The 21,259-nt window shown below is 57.1% G+C and carries 20 protein-coding genes; 9 read left to right on the top strand and 11 right to left on the bottom strand.

Annotated elements, in window-relative coordinates; genetic code table 11:
- Positions 1–108 precede the first annotated feature (108 nt).
- The 3 genes from fliD to RTU96_RS00500 are packed head-to-tail and all read left to right on the top strand — an operon-like array spanning position 109 to position 3,531.
- Positions 109–2,706 carry a flagellar filament capping protein FliD gene (gene fliD / locus RTU96_RS00510; protein ID WP_312634307.1) on the top strand — a complete coding sequence of 866 codons (2,598 nt, stop codon included), beginning with the start codon at positions 109–111 and terminating at the stop codon, positions 2,704–2,706.
- Positions 2,707–2,755: 49 nt separating this feature from the next.
- Positions 2,756–3,130, top strand: coding sequence for a flagellar export chaperone FliS (locus RTU96_RS00505; RefSeq protein WP_312634306.1), 375 nt, complete (start codon positions 2,756–2,758; stop codon positions 3,128–3,130).
- Positions 3,127–3,531, top strand: coding sequence for a hypothetical protein (locus RTU96_RS00500; RefSeq protein ID WP_312634305.1), 405 nt, complete (start codon positions 3,127–3,129; stop codon positions 3,529–3,531). The genes RTU96_RS00505 and RTU96_RS00500 overlap by 4 nt, the downstream gene beginning before the upstream one ends.
- A gap of 83 nt (positions 3,532–3,614) precedes the next feature.
- On the opposite strand, the gene RTU96_RS00495 is transcribed toward RTU96_RS00500, so the two are convergent.
- Complete coding sequence (locus tag RTU96_RS00495) at positions 3,615–4,517, bottom strand: C39 family peptidase (RefSeq protein WP_312634303.1); 903 nt, start codon at positions 4,515–4,517, stop codon at positions 3,615–3,617.
- Between the two features lie 229 nt (positions 4,518–4,746).
- On the opposite strand from RTU96_RS00495, the gene RTU96_RS00490 reads away from it, so the two are divergent.
- From RTU96_RS00490 to RTU96_RS00470, 5 genes are all read left to right on the top strand, one after another.
- A complete protein-coding gene (locus RTU96_RS00490; RefSeq protein WP_312634302.1) occupies positions 4,747–5,481 on the top strand; it encodes an ATP-binding cassette domain-containing protein in 735 nt (244 codons plus the stop codon).
- Between the two features lie 115 nt (positions 5,482–5,596).
- Positions 5,597–7,603: a cell division FtsA domain-containing protein gene (locus tag RTU96_RS00485; RefSeq protein ID WP_312634301.1), complete on the top strand. Its 2,007-nt coding sequence runs from the start codon at positions 5,597–5,599 to the stop codon at positions 7,601–7,603.
- Positions 7,604–7,629: 26 nt separating this feature from the next.
- Entirely contained in the window at positions 7,630–8,841 is a 1,212-nt protein-coding gene (locus tag RTU96_RS00480; protein WP_312634299.1) for an HDOD domain-containing protein, read from the top strand.
- A gap of 50 nt (positions 8,842–8,891) precedes the next feature.
- Positions 8,892–9,698 carry a hypothetical protein gene (locus RTU96_RS00475; protein WP_312634298.1) on the top strand — a complete coding sequence of 269 codons (807 nt, stop codon included), beginning with the start codon at positions 8,892–8,894 and terminating at the stop codon, positions 9,696–9,698.
- Between the two features lie 197 nt (positions 9,699–9,895).
- Positions 9,896–10,411 (top strand): GNAT family protein, encoded by a 516-nt coding sequence (locus RTU96_RS00470; RefSeq protein WP_312634296.1) that lies wholly within the window; start codon positions 9,896–9,898, stop codon positions 10,409–10,411.
- Between the two features lie 291 nt (positions 10,412–10,702).
- Here the strand turns inward: RTU96_RS00470 and RTU96_RS00465 are convergent, their stop codons facing one another.
- The 3 genes from RTU96_RS00465 to RTU96_RS00455 are packed head-to-tail and all read right to left on the bottom strand — an operon-like array spanning position 10,703 to position 13,258.
- Positions 10,703–11,695 carry an ABC transporter substrate-binding protein gene (locus tag RTU96_RS00465; protein ID WP_312634294.1) on the bottom strand — a complete coding sequence of 331 codons (993 nt, stop codon included), beginning with the start codon at positions 11,693–11,695 and terminating at the stop codon, positions 10,703–10,705.
- Positions 11,692–12,507, bottom strand: coding sequence for an ABC transporter permease (locus tag RTU96_RS00460; protein ID WP_312634293.1), 816 nt, complete (start codon positions 12,505–12,507; stop codon positions 11,692–11,694). The genes RTU96_RS00465 and RTU96_RS00460 overlap by 4 nt, the downstream gene beginning before the upstream one ends.
- The gene (locus tag RTU96_RS00455; protein WP_294852522.1) at positions 12,500–13,258 is read right to left on the bottom strand and encodes an ABC transporter ATP-binding protein; all 759 of its coding nucleotides are present in this window, start codon (positions 13,256–13,258) and stop codon (positions 12,500–12,502) included. The genes RTU96_RS00460 and RTU96_RS00455 overlap by 8 nt, the downstream gene beginning before the upstream one ends.
- Before the next feature lie 283 nt (positions 13,259–13,541).
- On the opposite strand from RTU96_RS00455, the gene RTU96_RS00450 reads away from it, so the two are divergent.
- Positions 13,542–15,041, top strand: coding sequence for a flagellin (locus RTU96_RS00450; RefSeq protein WP_312634292.1), 1,500 nt, complete (start codon positions 13,542–13,544; stop codon positions 15,039–15,041).
- Between the two features lie 335 nt (positions 15,042–15,376).
- On the opposite strand, the gene RTU96_RS00445 is transcribed toward RTU96_RS00450, so the two are convergent.
- From RTU96_RS00445 to RTU96_RS00415, 7 genes are all read right to left on the bottom strand, one after another.
- The gene (locus tag RTU96_RS00445) at positions 15,377–16,645 is read right to left on the bottom strand and encodes an HDOD domain-containing protein (RefSeq protein WP_312634291.1); all 1,269 of its coding nucleotides are present in this window, start codon (positions 16,643–16,645) and stop codon (positions 15,377–15,379) included.
- 15 nt (positions 16,646–16,660) lie between these two features.
- The gene (locus RTU96_RS00440; protein ID WP_294852516.1) at positions 16,661–17,593 is read right to left on the bottom strand and encodes a chemotaxis protein; all 933 of its coding nucleotides are present in this window, start codon (positions 17,591–17,593) and stop codon (positions 16,661–16,663) included.
- A gap of 121 nt (positions 17,594–17,714) precedes the next feature.
- The gene (locus RTU96_RS00435; RefSeq protein ID WP_312634290.1) at positions 17,715–18,194 is read right to left on the bottom strand and encodes a chemotaxis protein CheD; all 480 of its coding nucleotides are present in this window, start codon (positions 18,192–18,194) and stop codon (positions 17,715–17,717) included.
- Entirely contained in the window at positions 18,187–18,813 is a 627-nt protein-coding gene (locus RTU96_RS00430; RefSeq protein WP_293010304.1) for a chemotaxis protein CheC, read from the bottom strand. The genes RTU96_RS00435 and RTU96_RS00430 overlap by 8 nt, the downstream gene beginning before the upstream one ends.
- A 32-nt stretch (positions 18,814–18,845) precedes the next feature.
- Positions 18,846–19,610, bottom strand: coding sequence for a flagellar hook-basal body protein (locus RTU96_RS00425; protein ID WP_312634289.1), 765 nt, complete (start codon positions 19,608–19,610; stop codon positions 18,846–18,848).
- Between the two features lie 16 nt (positions 19,611–19,626).
- Positions 19,627–20,376 carry a flagellar hook-basal body protein gene (locus RTU96_RS00420; protein WP_312634288.1) on the bottom strand — a complete coding sequence of 250 codons (750 nt, stop codon included), beginning with the start codon at positions 20,374–20,376 and terminating at the stop codon, positions 19,627–19,629.
- A gap of 4 nt (positions 20,377–20,380) precedes the next feature.
- Positions 20,381–21,238, bottom strand: coding sequence for a FliA/WhiG family RNA polymerase sigma factor (locus RTU96_RS00415; protein ID WP_312634287.1), 858 nt, complete (start codon positions 21,236–21,238; stop codon positions 20,381–20,383).
- Positions 21,239–21,259: the final 21 nt, after the last annotated feature.

Genomic DNA, 21,259 nt, shown 5'->3' with positions numbered 1-21,259 from the left:
CTATACTATATGTCGATAGAAAAGTATAGAGATAGAATTAAATTTTCTTTTAAGCCGCCGCCCCGGGGAAGCCCCGCGCAGGCGCGGATCAAGGAAGGAGCGATCAGTATGGCATCCGTCAGCGGAGTCACCAGCAGCAATTCCAGCAGCATCTACGGCAATCGAAACGTTTTGTCCGGCCTCGCCACGGGAATGGATACGGAGTCGATGATTGAAAACGCCGTCAGCGGCTATAATCTTAAAATTTCGTCCCTTCAGCAAAAGCAAACCAAGCTGACATGGCAGCAGGAGGGCATCCGCGAAATTTCCAGCCCCATGATTAAATTTGCCCAGAAATACACCTCCTACAACTCGTCCACAAACCTGCTCAGCCCCAGCTATTTCAATAAAGCCGTGATCACCTCCACCAACGGAGCCAACGCGTCCAAGGTTTCCGCCTCCGGCAAAACCTCCAGCAACGTGCAGATTTCGGGCGTGAAGCAGTTGGCCACCAAGTCTACCTACAGCGCTTCCGCGGCGGATTTGTTTAAGAATTCCAACATGACCGGCATCACCGGCACGGACGGCATTGCCAATATTTTGGGCAAAACCCTAAATCTATCCAATCCAATGGATTTGAGCAAGGTCAGCGGCACGCTGACCCTGAGCTACGGCAGCAGCCGTTCCATCGACCTGAGCTTTGGCGATTTGGAGACGTATGCCTCGGCGGACGACTTTGTGCGGGCCATCAACGTGAAGCTGGCCTCCACCACGGTGACGGATTCCAAGGGAGAGAGCGTCCCCGCCCTGACCATGGTGAAAGCTTCTTTGGGCGACGACGGAAAGGTGAGCTTCATTGACAATCAGAGTGCTGGAAACACCGTCACCGTGACCGGCGCCACCGGTAAGCTGAAGGAAACCCTGAATATTGATCCCAGCAAAAAGGAATCCTTCCTCACCATCCCCTCAGACAACGGAAACCTGATTGATCTGGTGGACAAAAGCGGCACTGCGGGCAAATACCTTTCCGGAAAGACGATTTCCATGTCGGTGGACGGCAAGACCAAAACCATCACGCTGCCTACATACGATTCCAGCAATTCGAAACCGACCGAAGCTTTTGTAGACGGCCTGCAAAGCGCCGTGAAGGATGCGTTTGGCTCCAACGTGAAGGTGAAGATGAATGGCGGCAAGCTGCAATTCACAGGACAGAAGGGCTCTACCATCACCATTTCCGCCACTTCCGCCGTGGGCACGGCCTTGGGCCTTAGTGGCAGCTTTACCTCCAGCTATCTGGATACCGGCAAGACGCTTGGCTCTTTGTTGGAGCCGAAACCGGCCGTGGGCAGCGACCCCGAAACACTGGGCGGAATCGAGGGAACGGTGCTTCGCTCCGACTCCAGTAAGATCACCAAAAAAAGCGACGGCACCTATGTGGACTCCGACGGCAACAAAACCGACAAGGACGGCTATCGGTTGGGGTCCGACGGCAAGCAGCTTTACGGTTATGAGCTGGAAATCAGCGGCAAAAAGCTGACCTTTACCCGGGACTCTTCTCTGGACGCCGTGTTTTCTGCCATCAATTCCGAATCCGTGGGCCTGAGCGCCAGCTTCTCCAAAACCACCAACCAGATTCAGATTGCTTCCAGAGAAACCGGCGCGGCCAGCCAAATTGTTATTAACGACACCATTTCGGAGGGGGAGAACAAAGGAAAGCTCAACCTGGCCGCCCTTCTGTTCGGCGCGGTGAACGACTCCGACGGGCAGGTCGCCGCTGGCATTCAGACGGCCCCCGCGGATGCGTACAAGGCGGGGCAGGATGCGGTGTTCAGCATGGAGGTCAACGGCGTGCCGATGGGCTCCATTACCCGCTCGGACAATACCTTCAGCGTGGACGGTCTGTCCGTCACCCTAAAGGGAACATTCGGAACCTATTCCGCCGACACGTTGGACACCAACGGGAACACCGTTCTCGGCACGCTGCAAGACAGCCCCGAAGCGGTCACGTTTACCTCCGTTTCAGACGCGGACACGCTGGTGGACACCATTACCGGCATGGTGGACGAACTGAACGAAATCTTAAAATCGGTCCACGATGCTTACTCCTCCCTTCCCAATTACAAGAGCGACAAAAGTCGCTATGAGCCGCTTACCGACGACGACAAAAGCGAAATGACCGACTCCGCCATAGAAAAATACGAGGAGAAGGCGAAGCAGGGTATTTTGTTTGGCGACAGCGATCTTACCAGCCTGTACAGCAAGCTGATTTCCGCCATCTCTCCGGGAGGCTCTTCCAGTAGCACGCTTTCGAAAATGGGAATCTCCACCACCTACTCCGACGGCGTTACTTCCCTTCAGATAGACGAGGACGCGCTGCGAGACGCGCTGAGCAGCGACCCCGACAGCGTGCGTGATGCGTTTACCTCCACCACCGGAAGCGGCGGACTGATGGTCACCGTCAGCAAGGTCATCTCCGACTACGCCTCCACCACCGGCGCGACAAAAGGCATTCTGGTGCAGAAGGCCGGCTCGGTCTACTCGCCTTTGTCGCTGCTGTCAAACAACATACAGGATCAGATTGACGAGTATGACGATCAGGTCACAAGATGGCAGGACAAGCTTTCCGATCAGGTGGATTACTATACCAGAATGTTCACCCGACTGGAAACGCTGACCAGCTCCATGAATTCTCAAAGCTCCATGATTTCAAGCATGATGGGCGGCTGAGACAAGTAAACCCGCGGCAAAACCGCGACCAAAAAACGGAGGAACACGCATGGAAGCACAGGGGTATCAGCAGTATAAGCAGCAGTCCGTCAGCACCATGACCCCGGGAGAACTGCTGATTGTTTTATATGATGAGCTGGTAAAGCGCGCGGCCCGGGCGGACATCGCGCTGGGACAGGCGGATTATCCGCTGTTTGAGGCGTCGGTGGACCGGTGTCTGGATATTCTTCACTATTTGGACAACACGTTGGACAATCAGTATCCCATCAGCCGGGAACTGCACCGGCTGTACGACTTTTTTTGCTATGATTTCAGCCGCGTCAAGGCCGGGCGGAACCAGACGGAGCTAAAGCAGCTTCTCACCATGGTAGGCGACCTGCGGGACACCTTCCGCGCGGCGGAAAAGGACTCGCCGGAACGATGAGTGAGCTGTGGGAAAGGTCCCTGCCGGGGCTGCTCGTGCTGGAGCGAAGCATTTTCCGCAAGCTGGGCGAGGTGATTGGCGTCACCCGGGAGCTGGCTGAAGCCGTGGACCGGGAAGATCAGGTTTCCGTGCGGCTGCTGCTGACAGGCAGGCACCGGCCCCTGCTTGAATTGCAGGAGTTGAACGCCGCGCTGGAATTGAAACGCTGCGACTTAAGCGGCGAGGACGAGGCCGCCTTTGACCGGCTGGTAAAGCAAAACGGCCCGCCCCACAGTGAGGCGGAGCGGGAGGTTGCTGATCAAATTGCCCAAAACCGCCGTACACTGGAGCAGCTTGCCGAGCTGGACCGTCACGTAAACGAAAAGCTCTGCCGGGACAAATCGTTTTACCGCAAGCATTGAGACGGATTCTGAAACAAAAAAGCGGCGGAGGGAGCGCCCCCAACCGGGGCGGTCTCTCCGCCTGTTTTCCTTTTTTTGTTTACTTATGAATCCGCCGGAGATAAAAGCCACAGCGGCGCGCCGCTGCTCCGACTTTTAGACAGCTCATCCAAAATTACCTGCGGGTCCCACACGGCAAGGCTTCTCTCCCGGCTGCTGGGGTCCGCCACCAGAATGCCGCCGTCCAGCGTGGCCCCGCGCAGGAGGATGAAATGCCCACCGTTGGTGAAATGGCCCTTGGTCATCAGGGCCACGGCCATCTTCCCCGCGGCCAGCTCCAGCCGCAATCGCTCCGAGTCGCAGTCCGGCAGGGACTCCACTTCCAGCCCATAGGCCGCAGCCACACCATTTACAATGGAGAGATAGGACCCGCTGCGCCGCGCCCAATGCCCGTTTTCAGCAGCCCACTGCGCCATCTCCCCGGGGTCCACCGCCCGGTCGGTCAGGCTGGAAACAGCCATGGACAGGCAGGTGGGACCGCAGCCATACCGGCCCAGAGTGTCTCGCCCATAGGGCTGGTCCGCCCAAGTCTCGTCGGTCTGATTGTAATAAAAAACCTCCCGGTTTCCGCCGGTGAGAACCTCGCCCGTCTCCCTCTGCTCCAGCGCGGTAACAGTAGGGTCCGCCAAGGCGATCGGCTCTTCGTCCGGCTCCAGAACCGCCTGGCTTTCCAGCTCCTCCCCGTCCTTGCGCAGCACCCCGGTGACAGCGGAGGCCGCTTTGTCCCACACGCTGGAAGCGCCGTCGGACGCCACCCTGTATACCGTCCGGGCGCCATCGGACACCATGGCCCATGCGGAGGAGGCTGTCCGCCGCACAGGAGTCATGATCCGCTCGTACAGCACCGGGTCTGCCACCCGGCATACGGCCAGTTCCGCCGTCCCGATGCACACGATGGCAAGCACAGCGACGGCAAGCAGTTTTTTTAAGCGAGAACCGCGCTTCACCGGCCGCCGCCTCCTTCCAAATTTTTGTATCATTTAGGGCTTTTCATATGTTGCGTTTTATGATAAAGTACAAATAAACGCGAAAATAGGAATTTTTTGTCGAGGATGTTACGGAGAGAACCCGCTCCATCGCAAATTTCTTTGGATTTCAGTAAGATTATAACAGAACCCGTTAAAAATGTATAGATGTTGCCGCCGCAAAACGCGGCGGAGATGGAGAGCAGGCCTGATGCCGACAGTCGAACTGAAAAACGCAACAAAGCGCTATCGCGGCGAGCACGGATTGATTGAGGCTGTCAGCGACATCAATCTCATTGTCCGGCAGGGGGAATTCGTGTTCGTTGTTGGCAGCAGCGGCGCGGGAAAAAGCACACTGCTGCAACTGATTGCCGGTCAAATCCGCGCAGACGAGGGACAGGTGCTGTTGGACGGGCTGAATGTGGCCCCGCTGCCGCTGTTTTCCTCGGCAAGGGTCCGCAGAAGCTTTGGATATGTAGCGCAGGAGCCACACCTAATGCGGCGACGCACGATTTATGAGAATCTTGCCATGGTGGCCCGTGTGAGCGGACTGACCCGAGAGAAAAAACTGCGGGAGCGAACGGAAAAAGCCTTGGGCATTGTAGGACTTGGCGGCCTTGGCGGAAAGTATCCGGGAGAGCTTTCCATCGGGCAGGCCCGGCGGGTGGAGCTGGCCCGGGCACTGATAAACAGTCCGCCGGTGTTGGTGCTGGATGAACTGACCGCCAATCTGGATGCCGACAACATCTGGGATTTGATGCATGTACTCTCAGAGCTGAACCGGTTGGGCACCACGGTTATCATGGCCACCCATGCCAGCACCATCGTCAACGTGATGCACCGCCGGGTGGTGACGCTGGTGGACGGAACGATTGCCGGCGATATGTCCGGAGGACGATACGGCGAAATCCGGGTGCGAAAGCCAAAATACACGAAAAAGCGTTGAACTGCCGTGGGTCGAATAGCAAAGGGCGGCGGGCGACATTGCCGCCGGACACAATACAGAATATACCGGGCGCACGTATTTTTACACGCCCGCAAGCGCAGAGGAGTGAGCCACCGTGGAAAAAGTACGCGAGCAGCAGAGTCGGGACATGATTTTCGCGCTGGACATCGGCACCAGAAGCATCATCGGCATGGCAGGCCGAGCAGAGGGCGAGCGGGTGCACATTCTGGCCGTGGAAAAACTGGAGCACAGCAAGCGCGCCATGATGGACGGTCAAATTGAGGACATTGCTCAGGTGGGAAAGGTTGCCGCCGAGGTAACTGCCCGGCTGGAAGCCCGGCTGGACTGCAAGCTGACGCGGGTGTGCATTGCCGCTGCCGGACGGGCTTTGCACACGGAGGCGGGCCACTTTGAGCTGGAGCTGCCGGAGGTTCGCCGCATCGGAGAGGACCTCATCGGTCAGCTTGAGGCGGGGGCTGTTTCCGCCGCCGAGTCCAACCTGAACAAGAACGACCAGCGGCTGGGCCGGTTTTATCTGGTGGGATACACTGTCTCCCAGTATCTTGTGGACAGCTATCCCCTTTCCATTCTGAAAGGCCATAACGGACAAAAGCTGGAATGTGAAGTAGTGGCAACCTTCCTGCCCTCCGAGGTGGTGGACAGCTTGTATTCCGCCATGCAGACGGCGGACCTGGAGGTGGTCAGCCTGACGCTGGAGCCCATTGCCGCCATTAACGCCGCCATTCCGCCGGAGTTGCGGCTTTTGAATCTGGTGATGGCGGACATCGGGGCGGGTACCTCGGACATTGCCGCCTGCCGGGACGGCAGCGTAGTGGGCTATACCATGGCCACCGTGGCGGGCGACGAGATTACTGAAGCCATTATGCGGGCCTTTCTCACCGACTTTTCCACGGCGGAGCGCCTGAAATCAGAAGCGGCCTGTCGAGAAACTCTGCGCTTTACCGACATTTTGGGTTTTGAGCAGGAGCTTCCCTCCTCTGCTGTGAAAGAGGTGATTATCCCGGCTGAAGGCCAGCTTGCGGACGAGCTGGCCCGCCGCATCCGGGAAATTAACGGCGGCGCGCCCTCGGCGGTCTTTCTGGCGGGCGGGGGCAGCAAGCTGGAGGGGCTGCCGCAGGCGGTGGCCTCCGCGCTGGAAATGGATCCCCGGCGGGTAAGCGTGGCCGGGTCTAACTTTAAAATGAGCGCCTTTTCCGACACCGAAGAATTGAACGACCCGGAATATACCACGCCTTTGGGCATCGCCGTCTCCGCTGGTCTAGGCTTGATTTCAGACAGCTATCGCGTTTCTCTCAACGGTCATCCTGCCAAGCTTTTCCGCAGCGGCGCTTTAACCGCGCTGGACGTTTTGCAGATGAACGGCTACAACTACGCCGACCTGATCGGCCGGACCGGTTCCTCACTTGCCGTTACCATTGACGGACAGCGGACCCTGTACCGGGGCGAGCCTGCGGAGCCGTCCTCTCTGCGCATCAACGGAACGGAGCTTCCGCCCTCCACAGTGATTCAGGCGGCGGACTCTATTGAATTTACCCCCGCCCGCTCAGGAAAAGCGGGTCGGCGAACCATTGCCGAGGCGCTGGGCGGTGAGTCCGCCGCAGCCGTTTGCCTTGTGAATGGAGCGCCCGTGGGCCCCGACTATGAGTTGCGTCCGGGAGACGCCGTGGTCACCAACGCCATCGTCCCCGTAAAGGCGACGGTATTAGAAGGGACGAACAAAGAAGCGGCTTCTTCTCACGCCGTGGGCGAGGACGCTTCCGCAGCCCAGGAATGCCTGCCTGCCGACGGCTCAGCGGATAGTTCCCCGACAGCGAGTTCTTCCGCCGAAAAGCCGGAGGCAGAGCGCGTGTCCGCCCCCCAGCCTTTTGAGGAATTGCTTCCTCCCCGCCTGTTTTTTCTAAACGGAGCCCCGCTGAAGCTTCCGGCTAAACCGAAGAACGCGCCCTACTATTTAATGGATTTGCTGGAGCATGCGGGTCTTGATTTTGAGCATCTGGATCGACCTGTGACACTGCGGGTCAACGGGGAGAGCAGCGCATTTATGCGCGTGCTGGCAGACGGGGACCGCGTGAGTATCCAGATGGAGGAACCCCGCGCCTAAAGCGCGGTGAAACGGAGGATTGGGCTATGCAGAGATACATTGCCCGGCAGGCCATTTTCGACCGCAATCTGCGGGTAGAGGGCTACGAGCTGCTTTACCGGGCGGGCGACGGAGAGGACCGAGCCTCGTTTGCGGATGGGGACCGGGCCACCCGCATCCTTCTGTCCGACGCATTGATGGCCTTTGGTCTGAACAATCTGACCGATGGGCGGGGTGCATACGTCAATTTTACGGAGTCGCTGGTGATGAGTGACTTTGTGTTGCTGACGGACCCCCGGAAAATTACGATAGAGCTGCTGGAGAGCATTCACGTGACGGACAAACTGATCAGGCGTTTGAAGGATCTGAAAAGCCGCGGTTATCGTCTGGCGCTGGACGACTACACCGGCGACCCGATCTTTGACCCCATTCTTCCGCTGATTGACGTGCTGAAGGTGGACTTTTTGGCTACCAGTGAAGAAAAGCAGGAAGAAATTGCGCGAAAATATCGTCGTGGTCGCATGGCTTTGTTGGCTGAAAAAGTAGAAGACCGGGAAACCTATGAGCGGGCTATGCGTCAGGGTTACAGCAAGTTTCAGGGGTTTTTCTTTCAGCGGCCCACGAATCTGCGCAAGGAGACGGCGAATATTAACTCCGCCACCTATACGCGCCTTTTGCGGGAGCTGAACCGGACCGACGTAGATTTGCGCTACTGCTCGGAGATGATTCGCTCCGACGCAGCGCTAACCTTTCGCCTCCTGAAAAAAGTGAGGACGCTGCAATACTATCGGGGCAACTCTCTCGAAGTGATTGAGCGGGCCGTGACCTATCTGGGGATTGACGAACTGTACCACTGGGTGGTTCTGCTGCTGGCCCGGGAGTCCAACACCACCTGCTCGGACGAGACGGTGCGCGAGGCATATCTTCGCGGAATTTTCATGGAGCGGCTGATGGAGCACTCGCCCCACAGTCGTAAGAAAACTTCCGGCTTTCTCACGGGGATGTTCAGTCTGATGGACCTCATTCTGGGTCGGTCCATGGCGGACCTGCTGGGGGAGGTTCACCTCCCGGCGGAAACCAAAAAGGTCCTGCTGGGTGAAGACTCAGGCCCTTTAAAGACGTATCTGGAATACGCCGTTTCCTATGAGCAAAGAACGCCGATGGAGCCGCCTGCGCTGGACGTGGATGCCTATGAGGTAATGGACATCTACATGCAGTGCATCAGAGACACGGACTGGGCCTTCCGCAGCGATTCGTAAATGAGCGGAGCTGTGAGCCCCTCTTGAACAAACAGAAGCGAGGCAAATATATGTTAAAACAAAGGCGCGTTTTGATTCCTCTGGCCCTGGCCGCCGCCGTGTGCTTGGGGACAGCGGTCTATCAGTTGATTTTTCGAAACGCAGCGGCACTGGAGCCGCCGGAAGAATATGCGCTGGGCGAAGACACAGTGGAATCCCTCAGCTCCGTACTGGGCCGGGAAAACAGCGGCGAGCTGACGGACATGGAAACGCCGGACACGGCGGACGCAGCCGCATCCTCTGGGGCCGGAAGCATTCCGGTCGAGGCGTATTACTACACCTATCAAAAGCTGGAAACCGGCGGGGAGAGCGTGCGCCAGTATGTGGAGCGGCTGACGACGGAGGATGGCGGCTTTCGGATTGTGGATGAGAATGGCGCCGTGACAGACCCGCCCAACTACGCCGACGAAGAGGGTTTTGTGTCTCTGGCGAAGGCCGCGTCCGAGGACGGGTGGCTTTTGCGGATGGACATTTCCTGGACCACTGAAAACTGCCAGATTACCCTCACTCGCCCGGAGGGGACCGTGAGCGAGGCGGAAACGGAAAAGGAACCGATGACCTATGTGGAAGCGGTGGATTTTCTTAAATCCCTCTCCCCCGCCAAACTGGGTCTGGAGGCGGAAAGCCTGCGGGACTACTCCGTGTACCCCATGGACGGCGCGGTGCTGGTGGACGGCATCCTGTGCCTGAAGCTTCAGGTTTATCTCCCGCGTGAAGCGGGGCAGGCAAACGTAATCGCGGGCACCTATCTCCTCTCCGGCGACAAGACGCATCTCTACCTGCTGGAGGACGGAGCGGTGCGCGCTCTTCCCCTTTAATAGGAAGCACCGCCCGGAAAACCAGTGGTTTTCCGGGCGGTTTCTGTTCCAAGGGTTTGTGGGCTTGCTTTTCCAAACCGCCTGTGATATACTGGACTCAACCGCAAATCAAAATGCCGCGGGAACTGAATAATAAAGAACCGTCGTTGCATTGCAAGGAAGGGCTTTTGAGTATTTTTTACTGTGAGGTAAGTGATATGGAGAGAGCTCCTTCTGTTTTTTTGCATCCTGACATCAACCAACCCCGCACCGACCGGCTGATTAGCTGGCTGGAAAATCCCGCCGTCACACGCTATCTGAATGAAGACCGGAGCATCACCTCCCGTCTGCGGGAGACGCCCGACCCGGTGTTTCTCACCTGCCAGCTCAACCGGCAGGGCCGGTTTTTCTTTGTCTGCCGGGAAGAGGACCCGGAACCCATCGGCTTCGTCCGTCTGGCGGAGCTGAAGAAGAACGACGCTTATGAGCTGGTGGTGGCCATCGGGCGGCAGACCCTCTGGGGCAACGGATACGGTACGCAGGCCATTATCCGGTGTCTGGAAACCGCATTTTTTCAACGGCGGGCCAACACCGTTGCCGCCAACGTGCACGCGGACAATCTGCGTTCTCTTCGGGCCTTTGAAAAGGTGGGAATGCAGCGTGTCTCCCAAGGCTGCGGCTATGTCCACTTCCTTCTCAACCGGGAGGAATTTTTGAACCAGCGGCTGGCTTAGTCGCAAACTGCGCTATGCTCGCTTCCGGCTGCGCCGAAACCTCACACCGCTGCGTTGCGCCTGCGCCTTCGCGGAAACCGGGGTTTCCGCGAGGAGGACGGGAGACGCGTAGTGTCGCAAACTGCGCTATGCTCGCTTCCGGCTGCGCCGAAACCTCACACCGCTGCGTTGCGCCTGCGCCTTCGCGGAAACCGGGGTTTCCGCAAATGGGACAGACGGGGGATAAAAAATCTTGAAAATATATGCCCGGAAGGCCAATAGCCTTCCGGGCATTTTTGCGCGATAACGTTTTTATTTTACCGCCAGAGCAAAGCTGTTGTCCACCAGCTCGTCGAAATTCACCCAATCCTCGCGGGCCAGCTCACCGGCGGTTTCCATCACCAGCTCCAGCCGCTCCAGCGCGGACTTTTCCATCACGGGGGTGGCGTTCCATGCATCGATGTCCTTATAGCGCTGGGCCACTTTTGTCAGCACTTCCACGCCTGTGTCGGGGAACTGATCGGCAATGGCCTCGGCAATCTCGGCGGCGGAATGCTCCTGCACCCATGTCTGCCCCCTGGCAACGGCGTTGGTAAACCGCTGAATCACGTCGGGATTTTTCTCCATGTACCCCTGAGAGGCGAAATATGCAGTGTAGGGAATTTCTCCGCTTTCCTGACCAATGGAAGTGAGAATTACGCCCTTCCCGGCGGCCTCCACCTCTGTGGCGGTAGGCTCAAACAATGTGACATAATCTCCGTTTCCGCCTGTAAAAGCACCCGCCATCATGTTGAACTGCACAGAGGTATCTACCACCGCGTCCACATGGGGAATCACCCCGTTTTGCCGCATGACGTATTCAAGGGTCATTTCCGGCATTCCTCCGGCGCGTCCGCCGATAATAGTTTTTCCCTTCAAGTCGGCCCAGTTAAAGGGAACGTTTTCCCGTCCCACCAAGAAAGAGCCGTCCCGCTTTGTCAACTGGGCAAAGACTTTGGGATAATCAGTTTTTCCCTGATTGTATACGTAAACACAGGCCTCCGGCCCGGCTAGGCCGATGTCACTCTGTCCCGACAGAACGGCGGTCATCACCTTGTCGGCCCCGCCGCCGTTGGTCAACTCCACATCCAGCCCTTCGTCGGCAAAAAAGCCCAGCTTCAGGGCGGCATACTGGGGCGCGTAGAACACGGAATGGGTTACTTCATTCAGTTGTACGGTAACGGTTTCCTGCGTTTCGGTTTTTCCGCAGGCGCACAGGGACGCCGTGATGGCCACGGCGCAGAGCAGGGCAAACAGTTTTTTCATGCGATCACTCCTAAACGTTTCTTTAAAAATTTTTCCAGCCACAGCACGATTCGGTACATCACCACCGCCGCCGCCGCCAGGACCAGCACAGAGGCCATTACCAAATCCATGTTAAACACTTGGGAGCCGTACACAATCAGGTACCCAAGCCCGGCTTTGGAAACCAAAAATTCGCCCATCACAACGCCCACCCACGAAAGGCCCACATTGACCCGCAGGGTGTTGAACAACGTAGGGAGATTGGAGGGCAGCACCAGCTTTCGTAAAATCTGCCCCCGGCTCGCCCCCATGGACTTCAAGAGCCGAAGCTTTTCTCCGTCGGTGGAGATAAAACCCGCCAGCATGTTGAGAATGGTGACAATCAAGGAGATTGCAAGGGTCATGGCGATGATACTGGAGGTTCCCGCGCCGATCCAGACAATGAAAATCGGCCCCAGCGCCGTTTTGGGCAGGGCGTTGAGCACCACCAGATACGGCTCCAACACGCGGGAGAGAAAATTGCTCCACCACAGAAGTACCGCAACCAACGTACCGGTGAGGGTCCCCAAAATAAACCCCGCCGCCGTTTCCGCGCACGAGGTCCACAGATGTACCCACAGGTCCCCGCTTTGATACAGCACGGACACTGTTTTTGCCACGCGGAACGGAGAGCTGAAAATAAACGCGTCAATCCACCCCAACCGGGCGGAGACTTCCCATAGAATCAGGAAGAACAGCAGCAAAAAAATCTGCACCACACGCACGGCGGACCGCTGGCGCTTTTGGCAGCGCAGCCATGCCAGCCGCCGGGGAGAGAGAGTTAAATCAGGCATTAAAATCCAACTCCTTCCAGATGGCGTTGAAAAACCCGCGAAACTCCGGCGCGTCCCGCCGTTCCATGGGCTTTAAATTCCGCAGCGCCCCCAGATCGTGAACGGACTTCACCACGGCGGGGCGGCGGCTCAAAACCACCACCCGGTCGGAAAGACTGATGGCCTCGGATATGTCGTGTGTAACCAGAAGGGCGGTTTTCCCCTCCTGCCGGATAATGTCGTGAATGTCTGCGGAGACGGACAGCCGCGTCTGATAATCCAGCGCGGAAAAAGGTTCGTCCAGCAGAAGCATTTTTGGCCCTGCGGCCATGGTGCGAATTAGGGCACAGCGCTGGCGCATTCCCCCGGAAAGCTGGGAGGGCCGCTTGTTGATAAACGCCCCCAGTCCATACTGCTCCAAAAGTCCCCGGACGCGTTCATATTGCTCCGGGTCTCGTTCGCCCCGCAGCTCCAGTCCCAGCGTCACGTTGCCCCACACGGTGCGCCACTCGAAAAGTTGGTCCCGCTGGGGCATTAGCCCCACCTGTTCCGAGGGGGCGACAACGGATTTCCCGTCTATTAAAATTCTTCCGGAGGTAGGCGGTTCCAGACCGCCGATCAGGCTCAGCAGCGTGGATTTGCCGCACCCGGAGGGGCCGACGAGACCCAGAAATTCTCCCTCCTCCAGCTCAAACGACACATCCCGCAGCGCCTCAATTTCTCCGTCGATTGCTTGATAGGTCAGCGCCACGTGCTCAAGAGCGATCGTCATGGCAGAATCCTCCTTTACCTACCGGGCGCGCCTTTCGCGCTCCCGTCCTGATATCGTATGCGGAGGGTTCTTAGGCGGTGCGAAATGCGGAATTGGGCGAAATCAGAAAATTTTCTGAAAAGCCCCTTATGTTTTGGAAAAAGCGGACGATATATGGGATACAAGGGTAAAATCCCCTGTGCGGCCGCCAAAGGTTTCATGAGGCCTCTGAAGCCGGAAGCGCCGCCTATAAAAAAGGGCAGGGAAAGGATTCCCGCCCCTAAAATACATGGAGGTAACAATTATGCGTATCCAACACAATATCATGGCGATGAACTCTTATCGCAACTATTCCAGCAACACTTCCGCTCTGAGCAAGAACCTTGAGAAGCTGTCTTCCGGCTATCGGATCAACCGCGCAGGCGACGACGCCGCCGGTCTTGCCATTTCCGAGAAGATGCGGGCGCAGATCTCCGGTCTGGAGCAGGCCTCTTCCAACGCCAAGAGCGGCATCAACCTGGTGCAGACCGCTGAAGGCGCGCTGACCGAAGTTCACGACATGCTCAACCGCATGGTGACTCTGGCTGACCAGTCCGCCAACGGCACCTATGATAACGAGACTGACCGGGCGAACCTCCAGAAGGAAGTTTCCCAGCTCACCTCTGAAATCGACCGTATCGCCGACAGCTCCAACTTCAACGGCATCAAGCTGCTGGACGGCTCTCTGGGAAGCGATGTATCCGTTGGTAAGGCTGTTATCGACGGCGCAGCTCTGGCCGATGCTACCACAGATATTGCAGCTACCGCTTCCAGCTTCACGAGCGGAGCAGTTGGTGCAGGCACATCAGCAAAGTCCTTTGAATTTACTGTTACCTATACGGACACCGATGGAACCTCCAAGAATGCAAAGGTGACGTATGAGACCGGCGCAGACGCCGCCGGTACCCTTAAGAACATCCGCGAGGCCATTTCCAAGGACTCCACCCTCTCCGGCATGTTCGATGTTTCCAACGACGGTCAGAAATTGGTTCTGACCAGCAAGACCAAGGGTGCTAATGCTCCTCAGGTCACTGGCCTTGCCACCAGCGACAGCGACGCCGACGCTCTGGCTGCCCCTGCGGCCGCCGATGGCGCGGTTGCTGGCACCGGTGCTGGTAAATCCATTGCCCTCGGTGCGGCTCTGGCTGGTGGAGACAGTGTTTCCATTGGCGGTAAGACGTTCTCCTTTGTTGCTCCGGGTGGAAATACTGCCGATGTTCCGGATGGAACCATTGGCGTTGAACTTGGCTCAGATGCTGCCGCTACGACTGCCAATCTCCAAAAAGCCTTGGAAGACAACGGCATCAAGAATGTCACAGTCAACTACGATTCTACGGCTACGACTCTGAATGTCACCTCCAACGGCAGCGGTCTGACCCTGCAGATTGGCGACACTGCTGAGTCGTTCAACCAGTTGTCTGTCTCGGTGGGCGACATGCATGCTTCCGCGCTGGGCATTGACGGCATTGATATCTCCACGCAGGAGGGCGCTACCGCCGCCATTGACAAGCTGAAGAACGCCATCAACAGCGTTTCTTCCACCCGTGGCACGCTGGGTGCTCTCCAGAACCGTCTGGACCACACCATCAACAACCTGGGCGTCATGACCGAGAATATCCAGGACGCCGAGTCCACTGTCCGCGACGTGGATGTGGCCAAGGAAATGATGGACTACACCAAGAACAACATTCTGGTTCAGTCCGCTCAGGCCATGCTGGCTCAGGCCAATCAGGTTCCTCAGGGCGTGCTGCAGCTGCTGCAGTAAGTCGTCGGAGCAAAGTCCATTTCGCTCTGTTTCCGCCTTGGGGCGAAAACGTCGCTTCATTCCCTTGCTCCTCCTCTTCCCGCGAAAGCGCAGAGCGCTTTCGCGGGATAGGGAGACGGGGCGCGTCGGAAGAAAATACTTCGTATTTTCCACCGACAGGACGAGGGTTGCGAGACAAGCAAGAAAAAGCTCCCGCCGCGTATGCGGCGGGAGCTTCTTTATATGTGAACTGAAAATCAGTGCTTCCACAAGCAGTCGTTTGATATGTCGATAAAAGCGCTCCTCCTCTGCTTAATTGCAGAGGAGGAGCGCTCTTCATGTTTTCAAATGCTGGCTCAGCCGTCGTCCGGGCGAGGGTTGGTCACCTGCGTCCAGATGCTGTTCACGTCGTCCACACAGGCAAAATAAGTCCCCGTGAGCAGGTTCGCCGGGATGCCCAGCGCTTCTGTGGCGGCGGCAACCCCGTTCCAGTCCGCCCGCTCATAGCATAGTGCCAGCTCAAAAAGCTGACCTGCTCTGCCCTCGCGGTGCAGCAGCGCGGCCTTGACAGCCTCCGGAACCGGAATCTCCTCCAATATTTCCTCCATTGGCGCGTCAATCAGATAGTGCAGCGTGGAGAACATACCCATAAGGTATGCATCGGATGTGGAAATGGCCATGCCTGTGGCATACTTCATCAGCTTGCTGCAAAAAGTGCCCCGCAGGAGGGACAGCTTCAAAAATTCCTCCGCGTCGGCATCCATCTCGTTCTCTGCGTTGTTGGCGCTGAGAAGATAGACCCACTGGCGAAGCTGGTTCAGCCCCACTGTCATGATGGCCTGACGCACGGTGGTGGCCCGGTTGCGGCGGGCAAAATAACAGGAGTTGGCCAGCCGCAGCAGCGCATAGCTCAAGGTGGCGTCCACGGAAACCAGTTCCTCCACCTCGCCAATCTCAGGCTCCTCCCGGCTCATGGCCACAATCAGGCGGAAGAAGTTGCTTTGCAGATAGCCGCTGTTGTGAATTTTGGTGGCCAGCTTCTCCGCCACGCGGGTGCCCTCCATGGCGTCCACGCCCAGTTCTTCCGCCTTGGCATACAGCTCCTCCGTGTCCACATTGGTGGCAATGCACAGTTTTTTCAGGCTGTGGGCAATTTCGATGATATTTTTAAGCTTCTCTTCGCTGGTGGTGGCAAAATTCAGCTTTAGATAGTCGATTGTGTCAAGCAATGCGAGATACCGGGGCAGAAACTGAAACTCGTTCACCGCGATTCGATAGCCCTTGGCTGCATATTCATGCACAGCGCCCAGCGCCGCCGGATGAATGATCACGCTGTCGTCAATCTGAATCACCAGCTCCGACCGATCGAACAGGTCCGGCGTTTTTTTCAGCAGCAGCGTGGCCGTAAAGGTCATAAAATAAAACGAACCCTTTAAAAGCTTGTCGGTGTTCTGAATCAGGAAGTTATACACCGTGTCCGCAGCGGCAAATTCCTTGTCACTCATCAGCCCACAGAATGCCTGATTTTCTCCGTGGTACAAAATCTCGTAGCCGATGGACTGCTTCTGAGCGTTACGGATGGGCTGGCGGACGATGTATTTGTTCTTATTTCGGTCCTTTCTCATTCCCACTCATCGCTTTCATGCTTTTTCCGCCGGGGCCGCCTTGCTCAAAAGCTGGTCCATGACGGATACCAGATGTCCGATTTCAGGTTTGGAAAGCTGCTCGTCCGCACCCACCTGCTTGCCCTTAATCCTCATTTCCTCGGAAATCAGGGAGGAGAACAGCACCACGGGAATTTTCCGCAGAAGCTGATCATCCTTGATGAGCTTTGTCAGGTGATGCCCGTCCATCTGAGGCATTTCGATGTCGGTGATGACCATGGCCACCTCGTCCGGTGCGGTTCCCCGGGCCTTCATCTGTATCAGCTCGTCCCACAGCTCCTGTCCGTTGGGATAGGCATGCAGGTTGGTATAGCCCGCCTTGCCCAGCGCTTCCCGAATCATCTGGCTCAAAAGCAGGGAGTCTTCCGCGAGGTAAATGGGCCGGTCGCTGCGAATCCGGGGCCCCATCCGGTCAATTTCACCGACTTGAATGGACGTTTCCGGAGCAATCTCCGCCACAATCTTTTCAAAGTCCAGAATGGTCACCAAATCGTCGCCGCACTGGGCGATACCGGTGGCCACGCCGTCCGCGCCGCCGGAAATGGTCTTGTCCGGCTTTTGAATGTCCCGCCAGGAGATACGGCTGATGCCCACCACGCTGTGGACCCGGAAAGCAACGTACATCATGTTGAAATTCGTGACGATAAACAAGTCCTTGCCCTGCTTCTCCACGTCCGTGTCCACCAGAAACCTCGGCAGGTTAATGACCGTAATTACCTGATCCCTCGGTTTAAAAATACCCTCCACCGCCGGGTGAACGTGTGGCATGGACTTCACCGGCGCGGACAGCATAATCTCCCGGACCTTGGCCACGTTGATGCCGAAGAGATTATCATTGACGGTGAACTCCATAATTTCAATTTCATTGGTTCCCGTTTCCAGCAAAATATTGCTGTTGCTCTGTCCCATAACGTCATTCCTTTCACGGTGCCCGCCCATTTGCCGGAGAAGGCCTCCGACTCTGCGGGCGTGTCGGTTCCCGGCGCAGCACACTGTTTATTTAATTGGGGAATCCCCATAAGCCATCGGCTCAGAATTTAATTTCAGGATATCCATAGGATCGAATAATACCGCTTCCCGTGGCGCCGTCAAACTCCATGGTGCGGGCAACGGTACCGCCCACATCTTCCCAGACCAGCCGAATTTTCTCCATCTTCAAAATCTGACGGACGCTTTCTCCGTTGCGTTGACCGATATTGCCAAGGCTACCACCGGAAACCTCAAACATGCGGGCTCCGCCTGCAATTTTCGCCGTGATGGCAGCCCGGCAAGCGCCCTTCATCTCCATCTCCCGCAGTGTGGCGCGGATGCCGGTATCCGCATATTTAAAGGTGTTTTTCCGCCCGGTTTCCATATTCAGCGGCAACATAATGTGTATCAGCGCCGCCAGACGGCGATTCGGCTCGTACAGACAGATTCCAATGCAGGAGCCCAGCGCATAGGTAATCAGCTTCTCACCCTCCTGCGCCAGTTTCATGTCGGCAATACCGACAATCAGCTTGTCATTCATCCATTACGCCCAACTTTCGCAGGAGGAAATTCAAAGACCGGATATCCGGCGAGAGCAGCAGCCGGCAGGGAACCTGCCTTCCGTCGCACACAAAGTTGCCGCCGATGGTCATGATATAGTCCGACTGGCCGCCGTAAGCCGCCATGGGTACCGTGAGAATCGCGCCCTGCATGTCCACGGCGAAGGCCGGAACCGTCAGCCGGATGGAGATGTCGGCAAGACCGCTGAGGGCGTTGATAAATGTGGAAATCATGATGTTGCCCACCTCCACCAGTGTGGAGATTTCCATTTCCCGCAGCATATTGAAATCCGACACAGGCTTTCCCAGCACATTGGACAGCACCAGATTGATGAAATCCATCTGCTGCACGGAGAGCATAATGCCGTTGATTTCGCCGCCAAGCTGGCTCAAAACCCCGGCGGTGATGGCCTCAGGCCCGCCAATCCACTCAATGGCTTCGTTATAGCCCATAATCCGAACCTCCGGCAGAGTGATGCGGACCTCTTTGCCAATCATCTGGGAAAGCGCCGTGGCGGCGTTTCCCGTGCCAATGCTCCCGATCTCCTTGAGCGTATCAATCTCCAGCCCGTTCAAATCCTCATAACTTTTAATCTCCATGCGACTTCCCTTTCCGCGCCGGAGGCGCACCCTTAGGACCTGAGGTTGTTCACCGTAGTCTCAATTTCATCCGTAACGGTGACCATTCTTAGATTATAACTGAAACTGCGCTGCGCTTCAATGACTTTTGTCATTTGTTCCGCTAAATCAGCGTTGGAAGCTTCCAGTGCACCCTGGCGAACGGCGCCGGTACCAAAGCGAACCTGACCGTTTTTCGCCACCGGGATATAGCGGTTCTCGCCCATGCGGAGCATCCCGTCGGTATTCGCAAAGTCAAACACGCCCACCGGCTGTTTCGCCTCCCGGTCCTTCACCTCGGTCACCGCGCCCTTGTCGTTCAGGACAAACCGGCCCATTCCGTCAGAGAGCATAAACACGGTTTCCATCTCGGGCTGGCCTTCCTCGTCCAGTTCCTGCTCACCGTCCGCCGAAAGCTTCTGGCGCTGAAACTCAGAGAGAGTAAAGGACCCGTCCCGCGTATAGGACACTTCCCCGCTGGCGGGATCATAAAGCCCGAAAAAACCGTCGCCGATAATGGCGTAATCCTGCTTCTGCCCGGTTTCGGACAGTGCGCCGTCTGCAAAGTCCGTTCCCGCCATGGACATCTTCGCGCCGGAGCCACGGGGAAGCTCTGCCCCCTCCGCTCCGGCCACGTTGCCGTACATCAGGGAGGAAAAGCTGGGTTTCTGGGCCTTAAATCCGTATGTATTCACGTTGGCGATGTTGTTCGCCTGCACGTTCATCCGCTGCTGCTGCTGTGCCGCGCCCACCGCGGCGGTATAGAAAGAACTGTTCAAATCCGCTCACCGTCCTTTATACGTTGCCCAAATTGGTTGCCGCCTTGGTCATTAGCTGGTCGTACATCCGGCTTACCTCCGCCGCGCTTTGAAACGCGCGCTGGGCGGTCATCATGCCGGTCATCTGCTGAATAAGGTCCACGTTGGCCCGCTCCTGCGTCTTCCAGAGAACACTGGTTCCGACCGTGGCCTCTGCGCCGTCGCCGGTAAAATAGCCCTGTGGGTTACGCTGAAGCTCTGCATTGTCCTCAAAGGAGAAAACGCCCAATTGCGCTACAAGCAGACCTTCCTCCGTGTAGATTCCGCCGGAGGCGTCTCCTTTGATTTTGTCGGTTCCCAGAAGAATCTCCTCTCCGTTGGGGTCCAACACCCGGCTCCCGTCCGAAAGGCACAGATAGCCTTCTTCATCCAGCGCAAAATTGCCTGCGCGGGTATAAACCGTCTCGTCCCCCGAGTGGACGGCGAAAAAGCCGTCTCCCTGAAGGGCAAAGTCCAGAGGCATCCCCGTCTCTTCCAGCGAACCCTGGGTATAGTCCGTGTAAAGCCGGCTAGGCGCCAAAATATAGCTGGCAGGCCCAATTTCAGCGGGGTCGCTCTTGTCCTTGTTCCCCACCCGGCTGACCACGTATTCCCGGAAAGTGGTGTCGGTATAGGTGTCCGCCTTATAGCCGGAGGTGGCAACGTTTGCCATGTTGTTGGAAATCACGTCCAGTCGCTTGCCCTGAGACAGCATGGCGGAGGTCAGGTTGTAAAAGCCCTTGAACATTTTATCACTCTCTTTTCTCGCCGCGCTCCGGCTTTTGCCCCATATAGGGCCCCAGATACACGCGTAATTTTTGAATAGCCCGGCTGTGAATCTGCGACACGCGGGGCTCGCTGATGTCCATGGCTTGCGCGATGTTCCGCATATTCAGTCCCCGCTCGTAATACAGGGACAGCACCATTTGCTCATTTTTTCGCAGCGCCCGGATTCCGTCGCCCAGCAGCTCCCGCAGCTCCTTTTGCTGCACGCTGTCCTCCGGCGAGAGGTCTTCCGCCGCCGGAATGGAAACACCCGTGTCCCCCTCGCTGCGGCGTTCAAACAGCGCCTCCAGCGAAACAATGTTGCAAAAGGCGGCCGCTGCCGCATCTTCCCGATACTTCTCCACGCTCAGGCCCATGTGCCCGGCAATCTCCTCGTCGGTGGGAAAGCGGCCCAAGTGGTTATTGAGACTGCTCACCGCCTGATCAATCTCCCGTGCACGGCGGCGCACGCTGCGGGGCAGCCAGTCCTGTTGGCGGGCAAGGTCGATAATCATACCCCGGATGCGCTTGGACACATAGGTTTCAAATCTCGCGCCCTTTTCGGGGTCGAACTTATCCACAGAGTTCATCAATGTGAGAATGCCCTCGTTCACAATGTCGTCCACTTGGGCAAAGCCGTTGTACACGCCACAGATTTGCAGGGCGATGCTTTTAATCAGCCCCTCGTACCGCAGCACCAGAGGCCACTTGTACGCCTCCGCTCCCGTGCGCTTATAAAGGCTCAGCAGCTCGTCGGTGGGCAGGGCCTCCAGCTCCCGCTCCGTCAGAAGCGTTTTGGAGAGAGCTTCTTCCGTGTGATTGTTTAAAACAGCCGTATCACTCACGCTTCTGCCCCCTCCTTTCGC

This window comes from Oscillibacter sp. (genome assembly GCF_032018205.1).
Classification (GTDB): domain Bacteria; phylum Bacillota; class Clostridia; order Oscillospirales; family Oscillospiraceae; genus Oscillibacter.
The sequence above is the reverse complement of the archived record's forward strand: the minus strand, read 5'-3'. Positions and strand labels throughout refer to the sequence as shown.